Raw genomic sequence first — 26,207 nt, forward strand, 5'->3', positions numbered from 1 at the left:
AGATGATTACAACCAATCAGAGTAACATCAGCTTGGATCCATTTTTTAAACCAAGTTCTTCGATGGTCATGTTGATATCGAATACATTTCCAGTCATTCGATCACATAAAACACTTTGCTCTGTGGCCTTGTAATGCCCTTGTGAAAGGTCAGAGATTGTATGTGTCAGCAGATAGACAACTTCATATACGGGACTTTTCAGCGGGATAAATACGTCATAAGTGTTGTTTGAAGCCGGGTTATAGATCTCGACTAAAATCTTATGCATATTGTACCGCCTCCTCTTCACTCGCTGAAGTGGTCAGAAGTTTTACTAGTTTTACTTTCCCTTTGTTCACTACATAGCCGAAGTCCTCTGGTAGTTCACCATACATATCATTGGTAATTTTATTGATTTTTAGAGTATATTGTTCAGCAATACCATTTCCTACCCAAACCCCATCACTTAGTGAAACTTGTTTTTGGAACCACGGTTCATATGTGTAGGAGCTTAGTTTGTCGACAGCATCGGAGAAGATAATCGTCACATTCAGTCCATTTACTCGTTCTAAAAAGACTTTTAGTTTATCTTTTCCGTCCTCAGAGAGCTGTGCATTCAATTCTGTGAATGAATGGATGATACAGGTGATGTTTTCAAACTCTGGTGCTTGCTTGCCTTCTGCAATTGCGTCCTTTGTAGTGTTATTGCGGTACACCAATGTATTAAACAAATAGACTATCGTCTCTTCTAAGTGTTTTGGTCCTGTCACATATTGATACATGCGGCTGCTGTCATAAACAAAGCTGTCATCAGCATCTATGACAATTACCTCACTTCTGTCTTTCATCGAGATCACTTCCGCAAGTCCCTGCATGAAGCTTGAGCATTCATCACCCGTAAGCGAAGTTACAAGACTGACCTCTGAAGCAGTAAAGTCATAAGAATAGATACGTAAGGAATCCTTCTCGACCCCAATCGGAATTCTATTTGTTTGGTTAAAACGTATTTCATCTTGTAAATACTCGGTATCTACTTTATCTGGTAGAATCGGAATTCGTTTGGCTGAATTCTTGTTCCATTTCTGCTGATACTCACGGCAGTAACCTGTTACAAAGCCGTACAAGTCCGAAGCTTCTTTTGAAATTTGAGCAACCTGGAATTCATAAACATTCTCTGTTTTAAAAATTCCTCTGCCTTTATTTTTCGATGGATAGACTCCATCAACATTGCCTAACACACCGGAATACTCAGTTTTGTCATTCAGCTGCAGGACATACATTTGCTTAAAGTTCTGCAGAAGCCGGTATCGAATTGCACCTGTGTTTAATGCAGTTACGATGAAATAAATGCCGTATTTCGTTCCTTCTCGAGTCAAAAATGAAATGGCTTCCTCATGGTGTTCATACATCTCTGAAAAAGCAGAGTAATTGTGAATCATCATAATAATCGATGGTACCTTTTCGTTCGACTGCTGATTGAAGGTTTTAAAGTCTCCTCCATAATTTGAGAATACTTTCTTTCTCGCAGCGATTTCACTGGTTATCATTTTAAATAGATTGTCGATTTTTTCCCCTTCATGTGACAGCATTACATCGCCAACATGCGGAGACTCACGATACCAACTTAACGTTTCTGACCCAAAGTCTAGCAAATAGAGATTTACTTCTTCAGGCGTGTGTTCTTCCATCAAGGAGTAAATAAGTGAGGTTAAGAAAGTTGTTTTCCCACTTCCAGCTACCCCATATACAACGGTATTGCCTTCTTGCGAGATTGGCAGCCTCAACAATGCCTGGCGTTGATTTGCAGGATCATCATACTCACCAATCACAGGATTCAGTTCAAACGGCTGCAATGCTGCTTCACGATACTTTTCCTTTAGCTCATCTAGGTAGATATTGGCTGGGATTGGATCCAACCAAAGTTGTTTTACTTTAATATTTTCTTGGTTTGCAAGATTTGCTAAATAGTTTGTGACCTCATCAATTTGACTTGCTGGGTTATTGACCGTATTCTTCCGCTTATCGATTCTAGCGGATTTCATTACGCGTCCTAAATTATCAATGACTGTAATCCCATCATCTTTTGTTTTTTCAACCTTATCTGCAGGGTAATACGGAGCCCCAGCCCATGCCGATTGACCAAGTTCAAACAGTTCATTGTACCCGACTTGCAAGTAGAAACGTCCGGTTTGTGAAATTTCTGCAGCGTCCGGCCGTTTGATGACTTCCATACTGTCCGCCTTTTCTTGTACCTTCAAGCTGATACGGAATTTACTGTTACTCCAAATTTGATCATCGACAACCCCTGAAGGCTTTTGCGTCGCTAAAATCAAATGGACGCCTAAGCTTCTTCCAATCCGTGCAGCACTGACCAGCTGATCCATAAATTCAGGCTGCTGCGTTTTTAATTCTGCAAACTCATCGGAAATCATAAATAAATGCTGTAATGGCTCTGTAACGGCACCTTCACGGTATAATTTTTGATACTTATAAATATCAATATTGCTTTCATTCAGTCTCCTGCTTGTTTCACTAAAAATAGCCTGGCGCCGTTTTAGTTCACTTTGAATACTAATTAATGAACGTTTGACAGCTGCACCATCAAGGTTGGTAATCGTCCCAGCTAAATGAGGCAGGTTTAGGAATGCATTTGCCATCCCTCCGCCTTTATAATCAATTAAGATAAAAGCCACTTCATCTGGATGATAGTTTACCGCTAACGATAAGATAAAAGTCATAATAAACTCACTCTTACCAGAACCAGTCATACCAGCAATCAATCCATGTGGTCCATGGTATTTTTCGTGAAGATCAAGCTTAAAAGGCTCCCCTGCCTGGTTAAAACCAATTTGCGTTTCGATCGTCTGAGTCGGATTATTTTCCTTCCAGCGCGTCGGTGAATTTAAATGCTCAACTTTTCCAACGCCAAACATTTCTAAGAAGGTGATCATATCAGGAAGTGTGTAGGCCTTCACCGAAGAAGCCAGCTGGATATTGGCCAACTCTATAGCAATGGGTTCCGCCCCCTGCTGTAAAAAAATATCCGCGGTAAAGCTTTGAACCTTCCCTGAGATGTCGTCTTTGTCGAAGATTTTGCTGATTTTGTCATTCAGCTCAACCACATTTGTGCATTCTTTCGGCAGCATTTCCAAACTGTCATATAATGTAATCAAGCTGAAGCCAAACTCTTTCTTTTCTTTTAAAAGTAAATTCACCATTTCAGCTTTTCCTGCTAACTCTTTGCTCATCGAAAAAACTACATAATGCTGCTTAATGTCTGCTTCGTTACTATCAGCCACGGCGGCCCGATGGGTGATTTCTTTTTCAAAATAAGCGGAAAGCTCCTTTATTTCATTCGAATCAGAGGCCATAAAGCGGACATTTTTGCCATCATCCCAGACATGCGGCAGCCACTTGACGAACTTCCAACACTCTTGTTCTTCTTTATCGTAAATAAACACTAACTTTAACTCGTCGTAACTATGTAATGCCGCCAATTGAAAAATAATCCCTTTAGCGAACTCAACAACAGTTTCCCTTTTTCCAATAATCCCGGTTACTCGCTCGTCGATAAGTGATAGGGTGACAGGCACCTGTCTTATAATTTGAGGGGATTCTACCCATTGATACAACTCATCCTGGAGATTATCATCCTCAAGGGTAAATTTTTTCTCTGGATATTTGATTTCTGCATCTAATGGCAAATCACCTAAACCGACTCTTATTTTAAGAAAATCATTTTGCCCTAGTGTGCGTTCCCATAAATTACGTTCACGATTACGAATCCTTTTTAAACAAAGGTACAGGGGAATATGGTTTTCATGCAGGATCTCGCTCTGATATCTGCATTCGTCGGCTACCACTTGTTTCATCTCTTCTATGTACCTGCTATATTTTTCCTGACGTATTTTCTCCTGTGCAATCCGCCTTTTCTTCTCATGCCTTTTTGTTAAAATCGGCCAAAGAATCATCCCAAACATCATACTTAAGGACATGATTAGCGTAGGCATAGCATACATAATGTCCCCATTCGTCCGCATTACATTTTGAACCGCAAATATTCCTGTAAACAGAGAAGCCATCCCCATCGTAATGGATGGTCCCAGCATCAGCATTAATGGTGTTTCTTCGGAATTATTTTGCTGCGGCGGCGGGTCAATTTTGATGGTCTTTCGCTCAATATCCCGTTTAAACCTCGGTGAACGAAAAAACAAATCGTCCTGTTCTTCTTCGATTAAAAATTCATCGAGCTCCTCTTCCTCTTTAACAATTGGCTGGTCAACAACAAAAGGTTTAAAAGCATTTCGATTTAAAAGCACTAATTGATGAGGATTATTTAACGATAGTAATCGTCCATTGTAAATAATCCTCAGGCCCATAATCGAAATCACGTCCCCAATGGCGAGCACTTTTTCCTTAATTCTTTCTCCGTTGACATATGTACCATTTGAACTGCTATTGTCCCGGATTACGGCTTGCCCTTTCCCATCATATTCAATGGAACAGTGTGAGCTGGATACCAATTTGTCGGTAAAACAAATATCATTTTCTTTGGCCCTTCCAATCCTAATCACATCGGCTGATACCATATGTCTAGTAAACTCATTTCGCCCTTCACTTGCTGGTTCCACATATAATAGTGCGGTCGAATCTTGATCACGGTAGATTGTATACGTCATAAAGGGCTCTACTGGGACTTTTCCAATCTTTTCACCAGTAGTGCCTTTCAGGTAGGCATATTTATTTGATTTTACAAACCACTTACCGTTTTCTGCTTCCACGGCAATTAAATCAATCGTATTGTCATCTTTATCAACCGTAGAGAGAACATATCTCCCGGTTATTTTCTCAGGTAAAACAAGATTAAATGCTTTACCTCTATCAAACAGCGTTACTATCAAAACAATTCTCTCCCTGCTCCAGTAGAAACAATTTCCTATATTTGTTATTATAATGCAATTTTCCATTTGGTCTGTCATACTTTAGACACAATTTGCCAAATCCATTCCAATCCTCTCAATGACTGATACAGAGCCTGTCTAGCCTTTTCTTCCTAGTGATTTTTCTAAGATGAGATAAGAATAAAGAACCATTGATCCTATAAAAAAACCACATGAGAGTTCTCATATGGATTTTCGTTATCAACTATTTACACTTGAAGCTTCAAGCCCTACACCACTTAACAAATCACACCACTGCTCAAAGGTATTTAATTCAACCCTTACTGGTGCAGTTGGATGGTCCGTATATTCTACGACCCAAATCCCTTTCGCTGCGGGAAGAAAGAAGACAATATTTTCGAGAATCGGGTCTCTTTCAATACTTGGATTATGAAACAGTGAAATATTATAAAGAGACCAGCCCTGCAATTCTAAATCATTGAGAAATGCTCTGAAGCTCTGCTCTTCTTCAGGTGTAAAACTGCTTATTTTCCTTACTTTCCTTATGTTATGGCGTTCACTCAGCAAATCAAATGCCTGATCGGAAAGATGGAAATGCTGAGCTCTATCAATGCCCTTTTCCGAAAAAGAGTAATAGTTTCGTATTATGCTTGGAATATCAGTACCTTTGATATAGGCAAATTCGTGGATAATGTCACGATCGATGATATGAGTCATCCACGTATCATTTTCAATATGGTGAACCATTAGAATGTTCGATTGTCCCTTATTTGAGCAGCGAATCATCCATTTGGATTTAACATAGCCCTGAATAAATTGCTGAATTTCAACTTTTAATGGGATTTCTCCCTTACTCTCTTGGTCATCATCCCAGAGCTGCTTTAGGATTAATTGATGAGTAGTTACCTCCATAATTGCTTCCCATTCTTTTTGACTTTTTTCTCCTACGGAAGCTTCTGCAATACCTTTTGCTACACCAGGATATCCACTAAGTGTGACTAAGAGCGCGAGCTCCGCTGATGTACAAGTCATGATATAATCCATTTATTTCACATTCCTTTTCGTTATAAAGCCTTTTTGTACATAGTTTCTCGAAAGAGTAATTATAGAAAAATCGCTCGGAGCAGATTTTTAATTACATAATAAACAATAATAGAGGCAAAAAGTTGGACAACAATTGAAATCAACATAAAGACCTTTCTTTTAAAAAAAGAGTACTTTAAAAATTTCTTGTTCAAATACGGTCCTATACCAAAAAAAGCATTGATTACAACCGTAAATGTCCTTTGAAATACCGTTTTTGGATTTTCAGAAACACCTGCATCGTATACATCAAGCATGATTCTGCCTAGCAAAAATACTAAGATACTGAAAATCACTTGAACTCCGAGAAAATAAATTAGTAATTCTTCGATTCGTTCCAATGTTTCTAAAGTCATGTTTCATTCCTTAACCTTTAATATGGGATTTTCTGAAAACACAGGGACAAAACGTTTTTAGTTGTGTTTTTACCTAGTTACATATATAGGCAGTTTATAGAAAAATCGCCCGGAGGAGATTTTTAATTACATAATAAACAATAATAGAGGCAACAATTTGGACAACAATAGAAAGCAACATAAAGAACTTTCTTTTTAAGAAAGAGTACTTAAAAAATTTCTTGTTCAGATACGGTCCTATACCAAGAAAAGCATTGGTCACAAACGTAAGCGTCCGTTGGAAAACCGTTTTAGGATTTTCATAAACACCTGTTTCATAAACATCAAGCACGATCCTTCCGAGTAAAAATACCAAGATACTGAACATTATTTGAATACTCAGATAATAGGATAATAAGCCTTGAATCAGTTTCATCGTTTCTAAAGTCATGTTTCATCCGATCCTTTATTAAAAGATTTGCTGAAGATTTCTCGCTTTTATAAAAAAAACGTTTTTAGTTGAACCAGCTTCCTACGGATTTAAAAGTGTTACTAATCCCCGCACCTATATCTTTAATTCCTTCTTCAACGGCTCCTCCAAGCTTTTCGCCAACACCTTTAATCTGGTCCTCAAAGACAATACTTCCGACTCCGCCGACTAAGGCACCAACGGCACCGCCAACTACGATTCCGACAGGGCCGCCCACACTCCCAATCATGGCACCGACTTTAGCGCCTCCGCTGATTGCGACGAAATCAGCGGCAAGTCCAGCAACTGCGCGTCCGGTCTTTTCTCCACCTGTCTTACCTGCATTATCAGGATCAAAAAACTCTGCAGTGTTTGCAGCAATTGAAATTCCCCAGCCAACCAATGGGACTTTCTTGGCCGCTTTGGTCCATCCCTTGGCATCGATTAAGTGCTCAGCAATTTCCTTTGTACCAGTTGTTATTCGATTTTGGAATGTACCAGATAAGGTATCAGCTTTTAACAGATTCAAATTCTTTGGAAAACCAGCAGCATGCTTTAATAAAGCTGAAGGGTTGTTATAAGAAGCTGCCAACTTATGAAGTTGTTTTACAATAGGGTTGGTAGGGCTCGATTTTGAAAAATTGTAAATGGCACGAGCCAGCTTCGAGTCATATCTTCCTCTTCCTCTACTTTTCCAGGATGGATGAGCTCCTATTGTAAATTTATAATCACCCTTAATTTTCTTCCAAAACTTTGGCTTCCCGCCTATGTAATTAATTTTAAGCTTCCGTGAAATCCCAGCACTAAGAGCAATTGTGAAAAGTTGCGTGCCAACTAAGGCGGCATCCCCCATACTAAGTTTTCCATTGATGTAGTTAAAGACATTCAGGATACTAGCGATTGTTGATTTCTTAGATTCAGGGGTTAAGGCAGATTCAGATTTTTTGGTTAACTCAGTTTCTGTCCGGCAATACTGATCCATGGATTGAGCAATAAACCGGTCCAAGTTTCTTATCCGCGTCTCTAATTGATTAGCTGACGTAATTGCAGCATTGAAGCTTGAACGTAAATTCCCCCGATTCATAATCTCATGATCTATTGAATACCTAAGAACGCTTAAACCATCGCTAACCTCTGATACTTTTTGAGACATGAGACCAATACTGGCACCAGTCTGTTTAACATAATCTGTATGAATTTTTATAGGCGGCAATTTTTTGCACCTCCATGTACTCTAGTAAATTAGTTCCCAGCGGCATTTGCCTTTTTTTCCGCTTCCGCTTTTGCCTTCGCTTCTGCTTTTGCTTTTGCCTCAGCTTCCTCTTGGCGCTGAATTTGATGTGCAGCCGAGAGAACATCCGTTCCAATTGAACTTAATTTAGAAGAAAGTGCTGCGATTTCCTGATTAATACTATCAATACTTTGGTTGATATAGATCATTTCCTTTGCGGTCCAACCGTTGTTGAGATCCCCTTTCACCCTATTTAAGTTGTTTTTAACCTCAATTAGTTTAGAGGAATAATCGTTGATTCTATTTGCCTGCGACGCGGCTACATTAACATTAATACTCACATCATCACCTGCTCTTGGGTTTCCATTACAATGGGGACGGTTCACCCGGTTTATTCCCTCTATTTTCCTATTTATTATAAAAGCTATTTTTTTATTATTCTATAAAAAAGAAGAAATTGGTTATTTTGTACCGGTGGTCCTCCAAAATATATAAAAAATAACGCCTGAAGACCTAGGCTTTTCCTTTACCCCTGTTCACCACTCTTTGCATACGAGGAAACAGATAAAAAAAGAGGCTCTCCAAGAGTTCAAAGAACAATTGGAAAACCTCTTTTTTAACATTATTAGGATTCAATTTTACATCTTGGTCTTGAGTCCACTAACATTTTAGGATACTTTTTTAGCCTGTTCGTTTTCCTGTTTTTTCTTTGCCGCCTTTTTTGCCCAGTAGGTGGCAACCAATGGTCCAGAAATATTATGCCACACTGAGAAAATCGCACTCGGAACTGCCGTAAGTGGAGAGAAATGGGCAGACGCTAGTGCCGCGGCAAGTCCTGAGTTCTGCATTCCGACCTCGATTGAGATTGCTTTTTGATCAGCATATGGGAATTTGAACCATTTTGATATAAAGAAACCTAAAACCAAACCAACAAAATTATGAAGAATAACTATACCAAGAATCGCTAAACCGGATTCAAGGATATTGTCTTTATTACCTGCTACTACCGCAGAGATAACACCGACAATTCCAATTACAGAGACAAGCGGCAGAATTTTCGCCCCTTCTTCTGCTTTGTCCTTCAAAATCCATTTAAAGACAATACCCAGAATAATAGGTAGAAGAACGATTTGAATCGTTGACATAAGCATAGCTTTTCCTGATACAGGAAGCCACTGGCTAGCTAATAAATAAATAAGCGCAGGGGTTAGAATTGGTGATACCAAAGTAGCCATCGATGAAACAGCAACGGATAGAGCGACATTTGCTCTTGCTAGGTACGCCATTACATTCGATGCTGTTCCCCCAGGGCAGCAACCAACCAAAATAACACCAACTGCCACTTCAGGAGGGAGATTCAATCCTACTGCCAGAAGATAAGCTACACCCGGCATGATTATGTACTGAGCCGCAACCCCTACAAAAACTGCTAAAGGCTGTTTGAATACGGCCTTGAAATCTTCTACAGATAACGTTAATCCCATCCCAAACATGATAATTCCAAGCAGAATTGAGATATATGGGGCAATCCAGGTAAAACCGCCTGGAAACATCATGGCTAATGCCGTGAAAAGTAAAACCCAGTAGATAAAAGTGTTACCTGCTACTGTGCTAATTCTTGCTAGCATTCTCATTTGAAGTCCACACCTTTTTATAGAATTTTTTGATTATTTCATTATACATTATATTCAGACAATATCAATGACATTTTTCATTATAAAATAACAAAAAACCTCGTAATCCTTATAGGTATGAAAATAAAGAGAAGGTCTTTCATCCGTTCAGTGAACGGATGAAAGACCTTCTCTTTTCAAATTCATTTGCGACAGCACAGTATGTGATTTCAACCTTGGCTGCGTTTAATCCAAGTAAAAGTATTATGACCCTATGAGCTCTTCAACTGCCCTCTTATTCGGCAGTGCAGAGATAGCTCCTTTTCCTGTTGTAGTAAGGGCACCGCTAGCATTGGCAAATTGAAGGATAGAGGCCTGGTGGTCTCGCAGCACTCCTTCAATGTTTTCCGGATTGGCATTCAATTCTAGTAATTGATATAAAAATCCGCCAATGAACGCATCACCTGCTCCAGTGGTGTCCACCGCTTCAACAGCGTATCCGCTTGATTCAAACTTTTGCTCTTTTAAAATCAAATCCGCTCCGGCAGCCCCCTTCGTGTAGACAACTGCCTTCACGTTTCCAGCGAACAAGGATTGTATCGCCTCTGACTCTTCCTTTATACCTGTAATAAATTCAAGCTCTTCATCCGAAACCTTTATGATATCTGCAGAAGGTAAAAATTCAAGAATTGCGTTACGACAGTCCTCTGGGTCTTCCCAAAGCGGAAGCCGCACATTTGGGTCAAAGCTTATCAAGCCACCAGCAGCTGAAACAGCGGCAATTGCCTTTTTATGAGCCAGTTTCATCGGGCTTTCCACCAAATCCACGGAGCAAAAATGGAGTATATCTCCCGCTTGGAACCATGTTGACTCGACCTCTTCCTCGCTTAACAGCAAATCAGCAGATGGATTACGGTAAAATGAAAAATCACGTTCCCCGTTTTCTTTTAACGAGACGAAAGCCAAGGCCGTATTCGCTTCACCAGTCCGATATATTTTATCTGTCTCAACACCGGCCTCGACAAGCTTCTCGATTAAAAAGTCGCCGAACGCATCCTTCCCTAATTTAGAAATCATCGCTGCTTCCTGCCCATATTTTGCAACAGCCGCAGCCACATTTGCCGGTGCTCCCCCAGGAGCCCTCTCAAATGCGAGAACATCCTTTAATGCCACCCCTTTTTGAAGAGGAATAAAATCAATTAACACTTCACCGATTGAAAATAGCCTTCCCATTTTGTCACCTCAAGTATGTCTAAAAGATTAGTTGATATTCCATTTAACAGCCTTTACATTCGTATGTCCGCCACGTGCAAACACAGAGATTCCATTACTATTTTTATCAGGAAAAATCCTTCCAGTAAATACTTCCACTCCATCATTTACAAACACTTCAACAGAAGAAACATCAACAAAAATTCGGAACGAAATCTTTTCAGCGTTGTCCATCGTACATTTCCGAATCGCACCAAACTCTTCAGCAAAAGATTCACCAGAACTAGTCCGATCAAATACAACCTTTTTTTCGACGGCATCATATTTAATCACGGTTTTCTCATTTTCACCCACCCGAAGTTCCACACCAAACTCACGAGCATTACTATCAGAGAATTCCGCAAGAAGCTCATATACGTCTCCCTCAAAGTTATCCAATCGAACATTTTCATTCTCAACACTTCGGCTAATTTCTACCATTTTCCCGTGAAGCAAGTTCAACTCCGGAACTGGTTGTTGAATCAATTTTCCGTCTTTAATCTTTAACTCACGAGGAAGTGTTAAACAATGTGCCCAGCCATTACTATCAGTAGGATAGTCAATCTCAGGTAATCCCATCCAGCCGACTAAAATCCGCCTTCCCTGGTGATCCACCGTTGTTTGCGGTGCGTAAAAATCAAAACCGCGATCTAGCTCATGAAAATCACCATGGTCCAGTTCATTATTCTCTAAATCTATAGGACTTCCTATTACATACCCTGATTGATAAATATTTTGATAGTGGTCGCCTTTTGCAATTAACCCTTGTGGGGAGAAAAGGAATACACCTTGCCCATTCATCTCAAAGTAATCCGGACATTCCCACATATAACCGAACTCTTCACCTAACCCCGTCTTCACTTCGCCAGCAAACTGCCAATCAATTAAATCCCTAGAGCGGTATAAAACTACACTACCAGTCTCATTTTTCCTTTGGGCACCAATGACTGAATAGAAGAGATCCCCATTTTTCCAAACCTTTGGATCCCGAAAATGATCGGTATAACCGCTCGGAACTTCTGCAATGACCGGTGTATCCATTTTTACAATACTACCATCACGATTCATCACAGCCAAACATTGATAAGGGTGTCGATTCCAATATTCATCGCGCGTATTGCCCGTATACATTAAATATAATTTACCATCATGCTCAATTCCACTTCCGGAATAGGCCCCATGACGATCAAACTCATTCGAAGGCTCAATGGCCATTCCAACATTTTCCCAATGAACCAGGTCTTTAGACTTCGTATGATACCAATGCTTCAATCCATGAACCGGCCCTAGCGGGAACCATTGATAGAATAAATGATATTCCCCATTAAAATAACTAAATCCATTCGGGTCGTTTAACAAACCTGTCACCGGTTGAATATGAAAAGACTGGCGCCATGGGCATTGATTCACTGTTTTGGCTAACGCTTGGATTTCATCTTCGGACACGTCTTCCATGGTTCTGTATCGCTGCTCTTTTGTCCATTCCATGCTGTTCACTCCTAATACAGAAAGGAGAATCATAGGATTCTCCTTTTTATTTTTATTATGCTGCTGCTTGATCGGATGTTTGTTTAACTGCTTTTTTCTCGTCTCTTTTCGCTAAAACAATCGTGACGATAAATGCTACGACAAATGCGATGGCCATTCCGATAATATATGAAATGATCGTATCTGGGCGAATCGAGATGATTCCTGGTATACCTGCTGCCCCTAGTGCAGTCGCTTTAACCTTGAACAACGTAACAAAGCCAGATCCAACAGCAGAACCAATAATCGCACCAATAAATGGATAGCGTAATTTCAAATTAACCCCAAACATCGCTGGTTCAGTAATCCCAAGTAACGCAGAGATTCCGGCTGCTGAAGCAGTTCCTTTGATCTTGGCATTTTTCGTTGTTTTTAGCACCGCAAGAGTCGCTCCTCCTTGTGCAATGTTTGACATCGCCGCAATGACGAAGATAAATGATCCACCTGTTTTCGCGATATCTGCAAGCAATTGTGTTTCTACTGCAATAAAGCTATGGTGCATACCTGTAATAACAATTGGTGCATACAGTAATCCAAAAATAATACCCCCAATCACACCTGTCGTGTCATATAACCAAACGATTCCATCCGTTAATAGATTACCTGCTGAACGTGTCAGCGGTCCTACCAAAGTAAACGTTAAAAGCCCAGTAATAAAAATAGACAATAATGGTGTTAATAGGTTGTCTAAAGCAGATGGAATAACCTTACGTAAGGATGTTTCAATTTTTGCTAGAATAAAAGACGCGGCAAGAACAGGTAAAACGGTTCCCTGATAGCCTACCTTTTCTATTTCTAGGCCAAATAAATTCCAAACTGGGACTTCATTATTAAGTACCGCTGCACCGTAACCGTATCCATTTAATAGGTCTGGATGAACCATAAGCATTCCAAGAGTTGCCCCAAGGAATGGATTCCCTCCAAATCGCTTCGTAGCGGAAAAACCAATTAATATCGGTAAAAAAACAAAGGCTGCATTTGCAAAAGTATTAATAAGTGCCGCCAAATCTGCCATTTCTGGGTTGGCATCCACTAAGGATTTTCCCTCAATAAATAAATCTGGAGCTGTTAAGACATTGTTTATCCCCATTAATAAACCGCCAGCTACGATGGCTGGAATAATCGGAACGAAAATGTCTGATAGCATTTTGACGAACTGCTGAATGGGATTTAATTTCTTTGTCGCTGCGTCTTTTACATCGCCCGTTGACATTTCCGTTTGACCAGACATCTCCGCCAAGTGTTTATAGACCTCGTTCACCGTTCCAGAACCTAAGATTATTTGGAACTGACCACCAGTTGAAAAGGTACCTTTTACAACATCCATGTTGTCCAACGCTGATTGGTTAACGGCTGATTCATCTTCTAAAACAAGACGTAAACGTGTGGCGCAATGCGCTGCAGCTGATACGTTTTCCTTACCGCCAATGGCGTCCAAAACTTCCCGAGCAATTTTTTTATGATCCATCTTAATCCCTCTCTTTTCATTCATATTAGGAACCGGTTCCATTTAAGGATAAAAAAATAAAAAACCATTTATAAGAGGAACCGGTTCCATAATTATCTAAAAAAATAATTGGTTAAGAGAAACCATATCCAACTGTTAGTATGAATAGGCTCTCTTAATTGGAACCGGTTTCGTTACTTTTATTATAGGGGACGTTTAAAGAGATTGTCAACGCTTTCCCGCTCAATAATTTCAAATTTAGAGACGGTTAATTTTTCCACATTGCGTTCATTAACTAACCCTACAATATGCCTTGCAGCACTTTCCCCTGCTTCCTTGTAAAAAAACTTCGCTGTCGTTATGCCCGGATGAATGATTCCTGTCACATCATAGCCGCCAAAACCTGTAACAGCTAAGTCCTCAGGTATTGTAATCCCTTCTGAGTATGACGCCTTCAAAACACCAAGAGCAATATTATCCGTTGCACAAACAAAGATGGCAGGCTGAAATTCATCGATGATTTCCTTTGCACTCTCTTGTGCAGCTGGAATATTGAATAATGTCTCATAGAAGCGAACATCACAATCGGCTACTTCTTGGATCGCCTTTTTAAAACCCTGCTTTCGTTTCACGCCTACTGAAATATCCCGTTCCGTTACGCCTAGATAAGCAATTTTCCGATATCCTTTTTCTAGTACATACCGCCCCATCGCATAACCAGCATGAAAATCATCATGAATCAGACTATGAAAGTCTTCATGTTCTTGTCCAATTAACAGTACAGGAACCTTTACACTTTCAAATGCCTGGATATGCTGATCTGTGATTTCGGTAGCAAGCAAAATAATCCCCGCCATCTTTTGATTGGCGAAGCTATAAATGCTTTCAATCTCTCGCTCTAGACTTTGGCTAGTATTGGAAATAAGCATCTGATAATTCATTTTCTTTAATTGTTCATCGATGCCAATTAACGTTTGTGAAGAAGCATAGGAATCAAGCCGCGGGACAATCGTGCCAATAATATTCGTTTTCTTCGCTTTTAAACTCTGCGCAAATGGATTCGGAGAATACCCAGTTTCTTTGATGGCCTGTTCAATTTTCTTCTTTGTTGCTTCCCCAACAGAGCCGCCATTTAAATACCGAGAAACTGTACTTTTCGCCACACCCGCAAGCTTAGCAATATCTAAAATCGTACTCATTGTCCTCAACCTCATAACATTTCAATTTCGATATCATTATAGTAACATAAATGGCACTATCCACAATGGAGCAATGATGAGCATCTAAGTTTTCCTCAACAAATGCTGGAATCTTTATTTCATTTGATAATACTGGGGCAAGATTCTCAACGACACTCTTCCAAATGTCAAGTCCCCCAAAATAAGCTGTTTCCAATGGACCAATATATGCCCATCTGAACACAGGGATATAAATCTGTTAAAAAAGTTAAAATGATTACCACCGTTCTTCACTAGTCAACTTCTCGACAAAATCTGCCTAAATAAGGAGAATTAAACACAGTATTAACAGCATTTAAAGTTTTTCTAATCAATCGTTTGGTTAAAACTAAATTAGCTAATTAAACGTTTGATTAAAAAGTGGTAAACTCTTTAAACAAACTGCTAAGGGCTGTTTCCAAGAGAAATAATTATCGAATAATAGTTGTGGTTGTTAGGAATTTTCTTTAAAACTGACAATAGAAACTAGTAAAATACATATACCGGCAAATAGCAACAAATGGTAAACTAATTAATCATTTGTTTAAAAGTGCTGAAAACCCTTTCAAACCAAGCTATAATCTGTTTCCCAAAAAAATTTATTGTCGAGGAAATATCCGTAAAAATTTTATATTAATAAGTGGTTTTGGTAATCAGTACCATAACACCTTTAACGGAATTTTAATGTTTTTCACTGAATTGCGTTTGTAAAATGGTAGCAACTTTTCACAAAAGTAACATAATTCAACCATTTTATACGTTTATGAGAAGGATATAATACTAGTAGTCCCAGCACAATTCTCCTTTAACCCTCACTTTTCTTTTCCAAAAAACAATTCACTATGGAAGCAGGTCGATTTTATGAAGAACAGCGATAATACGAGGGATATTTGTAACGAGCAAGAACCTCAGATGAAAGTATTAATGAAGCACTTTGAAAATCCCAAAGAACCTGAAGAACTATTAAAAAATATGAGAATAAGTGCTGAATTTGACATGAGGCCCCGGGGACACTTTTTATATTATGGCAAGGATTTTATCGACTATAAACTTATAAGCCCCTATGACAAAGATCGCAATGAGTTTCTCCGTATCTTATCAAACTTTATGACCACCGTTTTGGAAGATGACTGTCCACCCTCATGGAAAAAATGCAAACGACCATTCTGGGAAGAACTGATTTTCACCCACTTTCCTCATGTCATGAGAATTACCCCTGATCAAAAACAAGTAGAAACCTTCCTTTCCCAATTAAGGATGTTCGTCCAGTGGCTTGATAAGCGTGTTGGTACAACATGGTTTGCAATCGTTGATAAGTATTCCAAAGAGGCAATTTCCGACCTGAAAGTATGTGAGCAAGTGCTGAATACTATTTTTTTGAGAGACTTTCCACAACTCCATCAGAAAGGTTTTAGTCCCGAGCATCAAATCGAAATAACTAACCAGAGTTTCAAGCAATGTACGAAAAGATGGGATAGCCTTTTTGAGGTTACAAGTATCATTGACCAGATTACTGTATTAAAAGAATTTAACACCAATATAACCTATTATGTAAAAGGCATGCCCACCCATATAATCGTTCCTGAACTTATTATGAGTGGCATTATTGGCCGAAAGAGTGGCACCTTGCTTTGGGAGTGGTTTCAAACCGAGGGAATCTATCCACAAAAGAGAAGGAAATACCTTAAACTGAATAGTTAAGCAAAAAGAAATGGCCTCCCGACATCGGTTTGCTCCGATACAAGCTTGTTATATATCTGTAAATCTTTTTCATATAATTTCAAATAAGTTGCCATTCCATGATTCTTAGCTTTTTCAAAGCTATCCCAGTCAACAATACCGTATTCCATATTCAATTTTTTAGCATTTGCCCAAGCGGTTTCTTCGAATGCGATATTCATTTCATGCTCTTCGATTAACATTGATATGAGATTGTAATCACTATATTGTTCGTATATTGTATGGTTTTTTTTCATTTCGTAAAATTCAAGTGTTTTTGTCAGTGAATCGAGTAAAGCTTTCCGGTCCAACGCATGCCCTAACTCATGTAATGTGAAAGCTTTAATATAACATTCGAGTGAAACTTGAGCCTGCATTTCCTTCATTGCTTCTTCTATACGTTTCACATCATATCCTATATAGTTAAGGATAAAATTATAGCTCATATTCACCCCAGTAGGGTTTTGCTTCCGTTCAATTTCTATTCCAACAGCTCTCATTGTTGAATGTATTAATTGCTCAATCCAGTTCTTTCTACTCTTATTATTCAATTTTCCCCCTGGCTTTCTCATATAATTTTTGATGCATATAATTATTTTACGCTAATTGATAGTGTGGAAGTCTTCTATTCACATATTTTATTTTATGAGCTTTCCCACAACTATTAGAATATATATCAAAATAAATTCGGCAGCAACAAGTAAGCTAGTCGATAAAAGCTGGTTCAGTTCCGCATTTGAAGATTTATGGGTGTGGGGGATCAGGTTAGAAGAAGCATCCGAGGATAAATAGACGGACAAATTCCGCTTAATTTGAAATTTTTAATAAATAGGGCTTATATAGACGGAGAGATTCCGCCTATTAGCTTTAAAAATTCGAAAATGGGCGATTTCTCTTTGCATAGTCGGAAACCCTCCGCTTATTTACCCCCAAACGAGCTCCATGCTGAGTATAACCGGAAAATCTCCGCTTATTCAACGGTGCCAATACGACTGTCATTTTGGAATAAGAATCAATGGGGTGATTAATATAGAAGGCATCCAACGCAAAAAAGGGCGTCCCATATTGTATGGGACACCCCTATTTCGTTAATATCGGATTAATTTTGATGAGTGATGCTTACGTATTTAATCATTGTCACGTTGTCTGGCACGTGACTCTCCGCCTTTGCGCCCAATCTCCTCATAAAACTCTCTGTCGTGGTTCTCAGAGGTGGCCTCGCCGCCTTTACGCCCGATCTCCTCATAAAACTCTCTGTCATGGTTTGCTGAAGTGGCTTCGCCGCCTTTACGCCCGATTTCCTCATAGAACTCTCTGTCGTGGTTTTTAGCGGTAGCTTCGCCGCCTTTGCGTCCTGCTTCTTCTAAAGTCATCTTATCATTATCGTTGTTATTTCGATTATTGTTATTCATTAAAAATTCCTCCTTTAATATTTTCTTATTACTTTGTTTTCAATACCACTAGATACCTAGAAATTTTTTTAATTAACTATTGTCATTTTCATTGTCACGTTGTCTAGCACGGGCTTTTCCGCCTTTACTGCCGATTTCTTCATAAAATTCTCTATCATGGTTTGCAGCGGTAGCTTCTCCGCCTTTTTGCCCGATCTTTTCATAAAATTCCCTATCATGATTTGAGGAGGTGGCTTCTCCACCTTTCCTTCCCGCTTCTTCGACAGTCATGTTACCATTATTGTTTTCGCTGCGATTGTTCTTGGTATTCTTCGCCATAGAAATATTCCTCCTTATTTTTAGTAGAATTCTGTTGCACTCTTTATATTCCCGCTCACTATTAAATTAAACACCTTTTTTTAATTGCTTTTAGAAAAACCAAAAGACCTCCTATAGGTTCAAGTGATCTAAACCCCTGCCCTTTCAAAATAAAACCTTATAACTATCGAGGCTAAATATATTGGTTTCCCTAGTTTTTTTTTCTATCAAATCGGGTAAATATTCATATACTTTAGATTAATGAATTGGGGGAAAGGAATATGAAGAGAAACAACACGATTATGCAATTTTTCGAGTGGCATTTAGAGCCAGATGGCAACCACTGGAGACGGCTGAAGGAATTGGTGCCACAGCTAAAGGAAAAAGGAATTACTTCCATCTGGATACCGCCAGTGACAAAAGCAATCTCTCCTGATAATAATGGCTATGCCCCATATGATTTATACGATCTGGGCGAATTTGATCAAAAAGGATCCATCCGAACAAAGTACGGGACAAAACAAGAACTAATAGATGCAATAGCTGCATGTAAAAATTCAGGAATTAATGTCTACATAGATGTTGTAATGAACCATAAAGCAGGTGCTGACGAGACAGAATTAATTAACGTGATTGAAGTGGACCAACAGGACCGGACGAAGGAAATATCCGATTCCTTTGAAATTGAGGCTTTTACTAAATTTACATTTCCGGAGCGGAATGGAAAATATTCTTCTTTTGAATGGGAGCATGAACATTTTGCCGGAACGGATTATGATAATAAGACGGAGAAAGAGGGGATTTTTAAAATCCTTGGTGAGGATAAAGATTGGAGTAATCATGTTGATAATGAATATGGTAATTATGACTATCTAATGTTTGCCGATATTGACTATGAACGTCCTGAAGTAAAAAGTGAAATGATAAAATGGGGAAAATGGCTTATCGATACCCTTAACTGCGATGGATACCGTCTTGATGCAATCAAGCATATTAATTACTATTTTATCAGTGAGTTTGTAAAAGAGATGCGTAAACAACGTGGTGATGACTTTTATTTTGTCGGAGAAGTATGGAGGACAGATCTTCATGCCTGCCAAAAATACCTTGACTACGTCGATTATCAGATAGATTTGTTTGATGTCCCCTTGCATTATAAGTTGCACCAAGCCTCCAGCGAAGGCAGCGATTTCGATTTAACCAGTATTTTCGAAGGTACCCTTGTAAACTCCCATCCTAAGAATGCTGTAACCTTCGTTGATAATCATGACACTCAGCCCCAGGAATCTCTTGAATCATGGGTTCAAGACTGGTTTAAACCAAGTGCATATGCCCTAATTCTCCTTAGAAGAGATGGTAATCCGTGTCTGTTCTATGGGGATTATTACGGAATCGGAGGACCAGAGCCAGCAGAAGGACACAAAGAAATCCTTGATCGCCTTCTCTTTGCCAGATACGAGAAAGCATACGGGGAACAACATGATTACTTCGACCATCCAAATACCATTGGCTGGGTTCGCATTGGCAGTAAAGAGTTTAAACACTCAGGGTGTGCGGTCGTCATCTCCAATGGGGAAGATGGTGAGAAAAGAATGTACGTTGGTGAAAGGAAAGCTGGAGAAACATGGGTGGACCTAACAAACTCAAGGGATGATCTGATCACTATCGGAAAAGATGGATATGCCACTTTCCCGGTTAACAGTGGCTGCGTTTCCGTTTGGGCTTACCTTCCTAAGGAACAAGATACATTTTAGATAAGGGCCAAATTTAATAGAACAAACAAAATGTCCACTAGCGGGTGGACATTTTATTTGTTCTATTTGTGTTATGAGGTAACTTTTTATAGCTGTATTGCTGATACTGTTTCTTTATAAAAGGGATTCCGCCCCGTCAATGTAGATTTCACTTCCGGTTATATGGTTTGATTGGGTAGAGGCAAGGAATAGTACTAAGTCGGCGACTTGTTCAGACTTTCCTGGTTTGTGCTTCAATGGTTGGTTTCCTTCAGGGTATTCAATTGGGATTTCAACTTTTTTTAGTTGTTCATTTTCTTTCCATGTGTTTTCATTGATATTTGTGTCAATCGCACCAGGGCAAATCATGTTGACCCTAATACCGTAGTTGGCAAGCTCAAGAGCCGCCATTTTACCAAAACCCATCTGGCCAATTTTGGATGTACTATATGCAGACATTCCTATATTTTTATAAATTCTGTTCCCATTAATGGAACTAGTAATAATGATACTTCCCCCTTCTTGCTTCATATAGGGGATCGCATATTTTACAGTTAAAAATGTACTCGTTAAGTTATTGGACATGGTTAAGTCCCATTCCTTGGGTTCCAAGTCTTCTATGGGCGCAACTTTCCCATTAATTCCCGCGTTCGCAAAAACAACATCTAGTCTCCCCCACTGATCGATGGTTCTTTTGTAACAGGTCTCCACTTCCTTGGGGTGAGCAACGTTGGCTTCTAATACAAGTGCTTCACTTCCCATTTCTTCAATCTGATTTTTCACTTCTTCCACGTTTTTTGTATGCAAATCTATTAAAGCAATCTTTCCCCCATTTTGAGCAAGCTTTAGAGCTGCAGCCCTTCCGATCCCTGAGCCAGCCCCTGTAACAAGAGCAACCTGATTTTGAAGTAGATTCTCCACGTTAGAAAGCCTCCTTAAAAGATAATACCTATTACTATATCCGCCATAGAGATTTTGAAACATAAAGATTATATTGGTTATTGCTATTGGTATAAATTATTAACAGGACTATCTCAAGAAAATAGAATGAGAAAAAAATGGCAGCACACTGTTCAACGATCCAAAAAAGTGTCGTTAATATCGAAAAAAATGAACAAAAAAAGCACCCTTAAGCAGGGAGCCTCTATATATAATCCTATGGAAGGTTTTTAAGGACATTTCGAACAATTATTCTCCTTCCACAATCTTTGCAAAGTCATCCAGCGTAGTTGAATACTTTACATAAATCCGCGGCAGAAGATAAAGCTCATCTTTTATTCCCTTTTTAGAGAATGCCTCAGGCGTGGTGGTGAGCCCAAACCTATAATGCTTCTTCGCTTCCCCAACCACCTTGTTATTCCATGTTCCATATGGATAGGAAAGAGCAATCACCGGTTTACCCGTTAGTCTTTGAATCTTATCCTTGGATTCTTTAAGTTCATAGTCATAATCGTTTATTTTTAATAAATCAGGGTGAGTCGCGGTGTGCGACTGGATAGAAATAATGCCGGAATCCACCATCTTTTTTATATCCGATTCCGATAATCGGATCGATTGGCCAATGAAATCTGAAATGACAAAAATAGTTCCTGTTGGTTGAAATCGTTCTGTTTTCAGCTTTTGAAAGATTCCAAAGGCCTTCAGATTGTTTTTATATCCATCATCAAAGGTGATAAAAATGGGCTTGTTTACTTTATCAATGTCCTGCCATCGTTCAAACGTTAATAAGGTGAAGCCATGGTCGCGCAAATACATCATTTGCTTCTCGAAATTTTCCGGCGTGACATATAGCTCCTTATAACCCAATCCTTTATACTCTTCGATGGAATGATAAACCAAAATCGGTACTTTCCCCTGTGCAAATACATGTGAAGGAACCATTAAAAGAAGAAGACATAGAAGAAACTTTTTCATAAAACTCCTCGCTTTATCTCATTTCCGATTATTGTTCCTCGTTTGCTTAGATCTTATCATTTCATTTCGAGTGGTGACAGGCACCGCTAAACATAGAAAAGAAGGCCTCCCAAAAGCTTGATCAATAAAAGTGCCAGGCACCATCCAAAAAGTGGATGATGCTTGGCACCTTAATTTTAGTTTACTATTAAGAATAAATACCTTAGGTTTCTTCACAACCATTGCCTGCTCCGTTTTGACGGGTACTTTAACATAATATAGAAAATGCTGCCCTTTTTGCCATTACAATAAAATCATCATTCAGTCCATTACCTCCTGGGCACTAAAAACAATTTTAAAAATGGAAACTTTACCCAAAAAGATCAATCATCTAAAAGACCCATGGAGGATTGATATGAAGAGAAAATTTGTTTGCAATGGTGTTAAACCGGGTAAGTATATTTTGTATGCTTTATCAGCAAACAAAAAGGAAATGGAGGCTATAACTATGGGTAAAACAGTTTTAGGGGTTTATAATTCCAGTGATGAAGTAATTCAGGCCATTGAGGTATTCCAAAACCAAGGATATTCCAGAAAAGACTTTTCAATTATTGCCAATACAGCAGATGTCCCTTCCACCATCGAAGAGGAAACAGGGGTGGAATCTCAGGAGATTAACACAAGGAATAGTACACCTTCAGAAGAGCACCTAGGGTTCTTAGCAAGCCTGTTTACCCCGTTTGTGGATAATACCGCCCAAAATGAAGGCGGAAATACCTATTATAATCATTTGATTGCTCAGGGTATTAGTGAAGCGGATGCGTTAAAATACGAAGAGGATATCAACTCCGGAATGATTCTGCTTCTTGCTGAAAAAGGATTAGAGAACGTTAGTGCTGTCGACCGTAACTCTACAGTAGATTTTGCTCGTAATCAAACAGGTCTTAAGGATACTTTCGACACAGATAAGCAGCAATCCCTTGAGCTACGGGAAGAACAGTTGGATGTGAATAAACATAGTGTTCAAACAGGTGAAGTAGAGGTAAAAAAAGATGTGGTTGAAGAACAGAAAACAGTAAATGTCCCAGTAACACATGATGAGGTCTATGTAGAAAGACGGTCGATCGACAATACTGATGCAGACACAACTACACCAATCGGCGATGAAGAAACTATCCGCGTTCCAATTGTTGAGGAGAAAGTAGAAGTGACAAAGAAACCCGTCGTTGCTGAAGAACTGGTGATTGGCAAGAAACAAGTTACGGAAACCCAACAGGTAACAGAAAATATTAAGCGTGAGGAAGCAAAAGTGACCCAAGAGGAAGACGCTACGGACAATGAAGTCACTACTGACAGAAATAGTGTGGATACTAATAGATTCTAATGGATGGTGTCATAAGAGTTTACTAGCGGGTCAGTCCCCCGCTAAATTAGCACTTTAGCGGGGGACTGACCCTTTTTCAATAAATCAGCTTCATGCATTCTCTATTTTAAATCATCGAATCAGCAAAATTGCGCCCGCCATAACTGGTGTGAGAACCATAGCATTTTCAAAGTTTCTTTCAATATTATATATGAACCTCTTCTCCTTCTTAAACACTCAAGTACCGATATACGTCTTCATCCTTTATCTCATCTACTGAGCTCTCATACATGATTGATCCGTGATCAACGACATAAATGTAATCTGCTACACTTTTCGCATAGTCTAAATTTTGTTCTACTAAAATCATGGATGTCTTACTTTTTTCTTTAATATCCCGAATAACTCTTTGAATATCCGCAACAATATTAGGCTGAATTCCTTCTGTCGGTTCATCTAATAGTAAGAAAGATGGGTTAGAAACCAAAGCTCTTGCAATGGCTAGCTGCTGCTGTTGACCTCCACTTAAGTCCCCACCATTTCGATTTTTAAATTCCTTTAAGATTGGAAAATATTCATAGATATCCTCTCGAATAGAGTTCTTCTTTGTCCCACCACTTGCTTCTAGACCGATTAATAGATTTTCATAAACAGAAAGCTTCGGAAAAATCTCTCTGCCTTGTGGAACATAACCAATCCCCTTTATTGCACGATACGAAGGACTTTTTTTTGTGATATTATCATTTTTAAAAAGAATACTACCACTTTTCGGTGATAAAATTCCCATAATGGCTTTTAATAATGTTGTTTTACCAACACCATTTCGTCCCATAATACAAACTACTTGGCTTTCCTTTACCTTTAGCTGTATATTCCTCACCACTATGCTTTCACCGTAACCAACCTCTAAATTTTCCAGTTCTAGCATTTTATTAATCCTCCTTTCGTCCAAGGTATACTTCACGAACCCGAGGATCATTTTGAATCTCTTCCATTGAACCTTGACAAAGTAATTTGCCTTCATGCATTACTGTCACGATATCGGCATACTCTTTTACAAAATCCATATCATGCTCAACAATTAATACTGTTCGATCCTTTGCGATTTCACGAATCATTTCTCCTGTCTTCAATCTTTCAACTTTAGACATTCCTGCAATAGGTTCATCTAGTAACACTAGTCCTGGATCCTGTAATAAAACCATCGCAATTTCTAACCATTGCTTTTGCCCATGTGATAGAGCTCCTGCCTGCTGATCCTTTTCATCTATTAATCCAGTTAACTGAAGCATCTCATCTATATCTTTTTGTTGGTTTTTTGTTATTTTTGCTGTAATTGTTGCCCAAAGTCCCTTATCCTGCTTTAAGGCAATGATTAAATTTTCATACACAGTTAAGTTTTGAAAAATGGAAGGAGTTTGGAACTTTCGAGATATTCCTATATGGACGATTTTAAAATCCTTTAGTTTTACTAGATTTTGATCCTCCATATACACAACCTTTCCTTGACTTACTTGAGTTTTCCCACAAATTACATCTAATAAAGTTGTCTTGCCTGCCCCATTTGGTCCAATCAAGAAATGAACTTTATTATTTGTTACCTTAAAATCCAAATTACTAATTGCTTTAAATCCACTAAATTCAACTGTAATTTTTTTCGACTCTAGCACTGTCTGGCTGTTTATCATGTAAACCACTCCACCTTTTTTGGAATTTCTTAAATAGTCCCATCAAACCGTCTGGTAAAAACACAACGACAATAACGAACATAAGTCCTAAGAAATATAACCAAATATCTGGGTAGGACTCACTGAAGGATGTTTTTGCCCAGTTTACTAAAATCGCTCCTATCACTGGACCAATCAGTGTACCACGTCCCCCTAATGCAACCCATAACACCATTTCAATAGAAGGAATAATTCCCATCATGGTTGGTGAAATAATACCTACCTGAAGAACAAATAACATCCCAGCTAATCCCGCAATTCCAGCCGATAAAGCATAAATAAAGGTTTTGAAGATGGCAGGATCATATCCTAAAAACCGAAGACGATTTTCCCCATCTCGAATACCGATTAACACCTGCCCTAAGCGTCCGTTAATCAGCACTTTACTAGCAAAATAAACAATTGCCAGAACAGCAGCTGTAATAAGATAAATAACAGTCTGTGTTGTTGTCGATGCTAACGAAAATCCAAAAATTGTATTGAAACTCGTCAAGCCATTTGTTCCACCAGTTAAACCTTGTTGCCCTACAAAAAGAGTGACAACAACAACGACTAATGCTTGAGATAAGATGGTGAAATAAACTCCATTAATACGATTACGGAACGTTAACAGTCCTAGTAACAATGCAATCATTAAGGGAATGAATATTCCTAATATGATTGCCAGGATTGGATTTTGAAATGGTACCCAAATGAATGGAAGCTCTTGCACACCACTCCATGCCATAAAATCAGGGAGTTTAGTAGTACCGGAGGCCTCTAACTTTAAATACATCCCCATTGCATAAGCACCAATTCCAAAGAAAATTCCGTGTCCTAAACTCAGTACACCTGTATACCCCCATAACAAGTCCAAACCAATGACTAAAATAGCAAAAGCTAAGTATTTACCGAGAAGATTCAGACGGAAATCTGTTAGAAATAAGGGCGCTATAAGTAACACGATAAAACCTAATAATAGAAGATTTTTTTTATTAAATATTGATTGATTCATTATTTTCCCCATAAAG

The 26,207-nt window shown here is 38.9% G+C and carries 22 protein-coding genes and 2 pseudogenes; 3 read left to right on the plus strand and 21 right to left on the minus strand.

Annotated features, from left to right (window positions below; genetic code table 11):
• Positions 1–16: 16 nt before the first annotated feature.
• The 13 genes from F4694_RS29480 to F4694_RS31910 form a co-directional block, all read right to left on the minus strand.
• Positions 17–268, minus strand: a complete 252-nt coding sequence (locus F4694_RS29480) for a ubiquitin family protein (RefSeq protein ID WP_179603481.1) — start codon at positions 266–268, stop codon at positions 17–19.
• The gene (gene essC, locus F4694_RS29485) at positions 261–4,880 is read right to left on the minus strand and encodes a type VII secretion protein EssC (RefSeq protein ID WP_179603482.1); all 4,620 of its coding nucleotides are present in this window, start codon (positions 4,878–4,880) and stop codon (positions 261–263) included. The genes F4694_RS29480 and essC overlap by 8 nt, the downstream gene beginning before the upstream one ends.
• Before the next feature lie 240 nt (positions 4,881–5,120).
• Positions 5,121–5,924 (minus strand): hypothetical protein, encoded by an 804-nt coding sequence (locus F4694_RS29490; RefSeq protein WP_179603483.1) that lies wholly within the window; start codon positions 5,922–5,924, stop codon positions 5,121–5,123.
• Positions 5,925–5,983: 59 nt separating this feature from the next.
• Entirely contained in the window at positions 5,984–6,319 is a 336-nt protein-coding gene (locus F4694_RS29495; RefSeq protein WP_179603484.1) for a hypothetical protein, read from the minus strand.
• Positions 6,320–6,413: 94 nt separating this feature from the next.
• Complete coding sequence (locus tag F4694_RS29500) at positions 6,414–6,749, minus strand: hypothetical protein (protein ID WP_179603485.1); 336 nt, start codon at positions 6,747–6,749, stop codon at positions 6,414–6,416.
• Between the two features lie 64 nt (positions 6,750–6,813).
• Positions 6,814–7,980 (minus strand): hypothetical protein, encoded by a 1,167-nt coding sequence (locus F4694_RS29505; protein WP_179603486.1) that lies wholly within the window; start codon positions 7,978–7,980, stop codon positions 6,814–6,816.
• Between the two features lie 29 nt (positions 7,981–8,009).
• Positions 8,010–8,339: a hypothetical protein gene (locus tag F4694_RS29510; RefSeq protein ID WP_179603487.1), complete on the minus strand. Its 330-nt coding sequence runs from the start codon at positions 8,337–8,339 to the stop codon at positions 8,010–8,012.
• 327 nt (positions 8,340–8,666) lie between these two features.
• Positions 8,667–9,632, minus strand: a complete 966-nt coding sequence (locus tag F4694_RS29515) for a bile acid:sodium symporter family protein (protein WP_179603488.1) — start codon at positions 9,630–9,632, stop codon at positions 8,667–8,669.
• A gap of 243 nt (positions 9,633–9,875) precedes the next feature.
• Positions 9,876–10,844 carry a carbohydrate kinase family protein gene (locus F4694_RS29520; RefSeq protein ID WP_179603489.1) on the minus strand — a complete coding sequence of 323 codons (969 nt, stop codon included), beginning with the start codon at positions 10,842–10,844 and terminating at the stop codon, positions 9,876–9,878.
• Positions 10,845–10,871: 27 nt separating this feature from the next.
• Complete coding sequence (locus tag F4694_RS29525) at positions 10,872–12,350, minus strand: sucrose-6-phosphate hydrolase (protein ID WP_179603490.1); 1,479 nt, start codon at positions 12,348–12,350, stop codon at positions 10,872–10,874.
• A gap of 55 nt (positions 12,351–12,405) precedes the next feature.
• Positions 12,406–13,857, minus strand: coding sequence for a sucrose-specific PTS transporter subunit IIBC (locus F4694_RS29530; RefSeq protein ID WP_179603491.1), 1,452 nt, complete (start codon positions 13,855–13,857; stop codon positions 12,406–12,408).
• A gap of 182 nt (positions 13,858–14,039) precedes the next feature.
• Complete coding sequence (locus F4694_RS29535; protein WP_179603492.1) at positions 14,040–15,035, minus strand: LacI family DNA-binding transcriptional regulator; 996 nt, start codon at positions 15,033–15,035, stop codon at positions 14,040–14,042.
• Entirely contained in the window at positions 15,010–15,258 is a 249-nt protein-coding gene (locus F4694_RS31910) for a hypothetical protein (RefSeq protein ID WP_218895891.1), read from the minus strand. The genes F4694_RS29535 and F4694_RS31910 overlap by 26 nt, the downstream gene beginning before the upstream one ends.
• A 707-nt stretch (positions 15,259–15,965) precedes the next feature.
• On the opposite strand from F4694_RS31910, the gene F4694_RS29540 reads away from it, so the two are divergent.
• Entirely contained in the window at positions 15,966–16,754 is a 789-nt protein-coding gene (locus F4694_RS29540) for a hypothetical protein (RefSeq protein ID WP_179603493.1), read from the plus strand.
• Here the strand turns inward: F4694_RS29540 and F4694_RS29545 are convergent.
• From F4694_RS29545 to F4694_RS32555, 3 genes and pseudogenes are all read right to left on the minus strand, one after another.
• On the minus strand, positions 16,751–17,323 hold the full coding sequence (locus tag F4694_RS29545; protein WP_257029484.1) for an integrase: 573 nt from the start codon (positions 17,321–17,323) through the stop codon (positions 16,751–16,753). The two genes, F4694_RS29540 and F4694_RS29545, sit on opposite strands and share 4 nt — an antisense overlap.
• Positions 17,324–17,902: 579 nt before the next feature.
• Positions 17,903–18,184, minus strand: a pseudogene (locus F4694_RS32550) (con-10 family general stress protein); the annotation flags it as partial.
• Positions 18,185–18,256: 72 nt separating this feature from the next.
• Positions 18,257–18,442 (minus strand): annotated as a pseudogene (locus tag F4694_RS32555) (KGG domain-containing protein); the annotation flags it as partial.
• A 320-nt stretch (positions 18,443–18,762) separates the two neighbouring features.
• Here F4694_RS32555 and F4694_RS29555 point away from each other — a divergent pair.
• On the plus strand, positions 18,763–20,235 hold the full coding sequence (locus F4694_RS29555; RefSeq protein WP_179603495.1) for an alpha-amylase: 1,473 nt from the start codon (positions 18,763–18,765) through the stop codon (positions 20,233–20,235).
• 114 nt (positions 20,236–20,349) lie between these two features.
• On the opposite strand, the gene F4694_RS29560 is transcribed toward F4694_RS29555, so the two are convergent.
• Together F4694_RS29560 and F4694_RS29565 are read right to left on the minus strand one after the other, a co-directional pair.
• Complete coding sequence (locus F4694_RS29560) at positions 20,350–21,135, minus strand: SDR family oxidoreductase (protein WP_179603496.1); 786 nt, start codon at positions 21,133–21,135, stop codon at positions 20,350–20,352.
• Between the two features lie 267 nt (positions 21,136–21,402).
• The gene (locus F4694_RS29565; RefSeq protein ID WP_179603497.1) at positions 21,403–22,128 is read right to left on the minus strand and encodes a polysaccharide deacetylase family protein; all 726 of its coding nucleotides are present in this window, start codon (positions 22,126–22,128) and stop codon (positions 21,403–21,405) included.
• A gap of 394 nt (positions 22,129–22,522) precedes the next feature.
• On the opposite strand from F4694_RS29565, the gene F4694_RS29570 reads away from it, so the two are divergent.
• A complete protein-coding gene (locus F4694_RS29570; RefSeq protein WP_179603498.1) occupies positions 22,523–23,491 on the plus strand; it encodes a YsnF/AvaK domain-containing protein in 969 nt (322 codons plus the stop codon).
• Positions 23,492–23,699: 208 nt separating this feature from the next.
• Here the strand turns inward: F4694_RS29570 and urtE are convergent, their stop codons facing one another.
• Genes urtE through urtC form a run of 3 tightly spaced genes read right to left on the minus strand, consistent with a single transcriptional unit; the run spans position 23,700 to position 26,191 of the window.
• Positions 23,700–24,398, minus strand: coding sequence for an urea ABC transporter ATP-binding subunit UrtE (gene urtE, locus F4694_RS29575; protein ID WP_179603499.1), 699 nt, complete (start codon positions 24,396–24,398; stop codon positions 23,700–23,702).
• A 4-nt stretch (positions 24,399–24,402) separates the two neighbouring features.
• Positions 24,403–25,158 (minus strand): urea ABC transporter ATP-binding protein UrtD, encoded by a 756-nt coding sequence (urtD, locus tag F4694_RS29580; RefSeq protein WP_179603500.1) that lies wholly within the window; start codon positions 25,156–25,158, stop codon positions 24,403–24,405.
• Positions 25,112–26,191: an urea ABC transporter permease subunit UrtC gene (urtC, locus tag F4694_RS29585; protein WP_257029488.1), complete on the minus strand. Its 1,080-nt coding sequence runs from the start codon at positions 26,189–26,191 to the stop codon at positions 25,112–25,114. The genes urtD and urtC overlap by 47 nt, the downstream gene beginning before the upstream one ends.
• Positions 26,192–26,207 lie beyond the last annotated feature (16 nt).

Origin of the sequence: Neobacillus driksii (assembly GCF_013409995.1) — a bacterium.
Classification (GTDB): Bacteria; Bacillota; Bacilli; order Bacillales; family Cytobacillaceae; genus Neobacillus; species Neobacillus driksii.

What these genes read in the sequence shown, in the direction of transcription:
- F4694_RS29480 (WP_179603481.1), bottom strand. Translation starts at nt 268, where the DNA reads ATGCATAAGATTTTAGTCGAGATCTATAACCCGGCTTCAAACAACACT.
- F4694_RS29490 (WP_179603483.1), bottom strand. Translation starts at nt 5,924, where the DNA reads ATGGATTATATCATGACTTGTACATCAGCGGAGCTCGCGCTCTTAGTC.
- F4694_RS29495 (WP_179603484.1), bottom strand. Translation starts at nt 6,319, where the DNA reads ATGACTTTAGAAACATTGGAACGAATCGAAGAATTACTAATTTATTTT.
- F4694_RS29500 (WP_179603485.1), bottom strand. Translation starts at nt 6,749, where the DNA reads ATGACTTTAGAAACGATGAAACTGATTCAAGGCTTATTATCCTATTAT.
- F4694_RS29515 (WP_179603488.1), bottom strand. Translation starts at nt 9,632, where the DNA reads ATGAGAATGCTAGCAAGAATTAGCACAGTAGCAGGTAACACTTTTATC.
- F4694_RS29520 (WP_179603489.1), bottom strand. Translation starts at nt 10,844, where the DNA reads ATGGGAAGGCTATTTTCAATCGGTGAAGTGTTAATTGATTTTATTCCT.
- F4694_RS29525 (WP_179603490.1), bottom strand. Translation starts at nt 12,350, where the DNA reads ATGGAATGGACAAAAGAGCAGCGATACAGAACCATGGAAGACGTGTCC.
- F4694_RS29530 (WP_179603491.1), bottom strand. Translation starts at nt 13,857, where the DNA reads ATGGATCATAAAAAAATTGCTCGGGAAGTTTTGGACGCCATTGGCGGT.
- F4694_RS29535 (WP_179603492.1), bottom strand. Translation starts at nt 15,035, where the DNA reads ATGAGTACGATTTTAGATATTGCTAAGCTTGCGGGTGTGGCGAAAAGT.
- F4694_RS29540 (WP_179603493.1), top strand. Translation starts at nt 15,966, where the DNA reads ATGAAAGTATTAATGAAGCACTTTGAAAATCCCAAAGAACCTGAAGAA.
- F4694_RS29555 (WP_179603495.1), top strand. Translation starts at nt 18,763, where the DNA reads ATGAAGAGAAACAACACGATTATGCAATTTTTCGAGTGGCATTTAGAG.
- F4694_RS29565 (WP_179603497.1), bottom strand. Translation starts at nt 22,128, where the DNA reads ATGAAAAAGTTTCTTCTATGTCTTCTTCTTTTAATGGTTCCTTCACAT.
- F4694_RS29570 (WP_179603498.1), top strand. Translation starts at nt 22,523, where the DNA reads ATGAAGAGAAAATTTGTTTGCAATGGTGTTAAACCGGGTAAGTATATT.
- urtE (WP_179603499.1), bottom strand. Translation starts at nt 24,398, where the DNA reads ATGCTAGAACTGGAAAATTTAGAGGTTGGTTACGGTGAAAGCATAGTG.
- urtD (WP_179603500.1), bottom strand. Translation starts at nt 25,158, where the DNA reads ATGATAAACAGCCAGACAGTGCTAGAGTCGAAAAAAATTACAGTTGAA.
- urtC (WP_257029488.1), bottom strand. Translation starts at nt 26,191, where the DNA reads ATGAATCAATCAATATTTAATAAAAAAAATCTTCTATTATTAGGTTTT.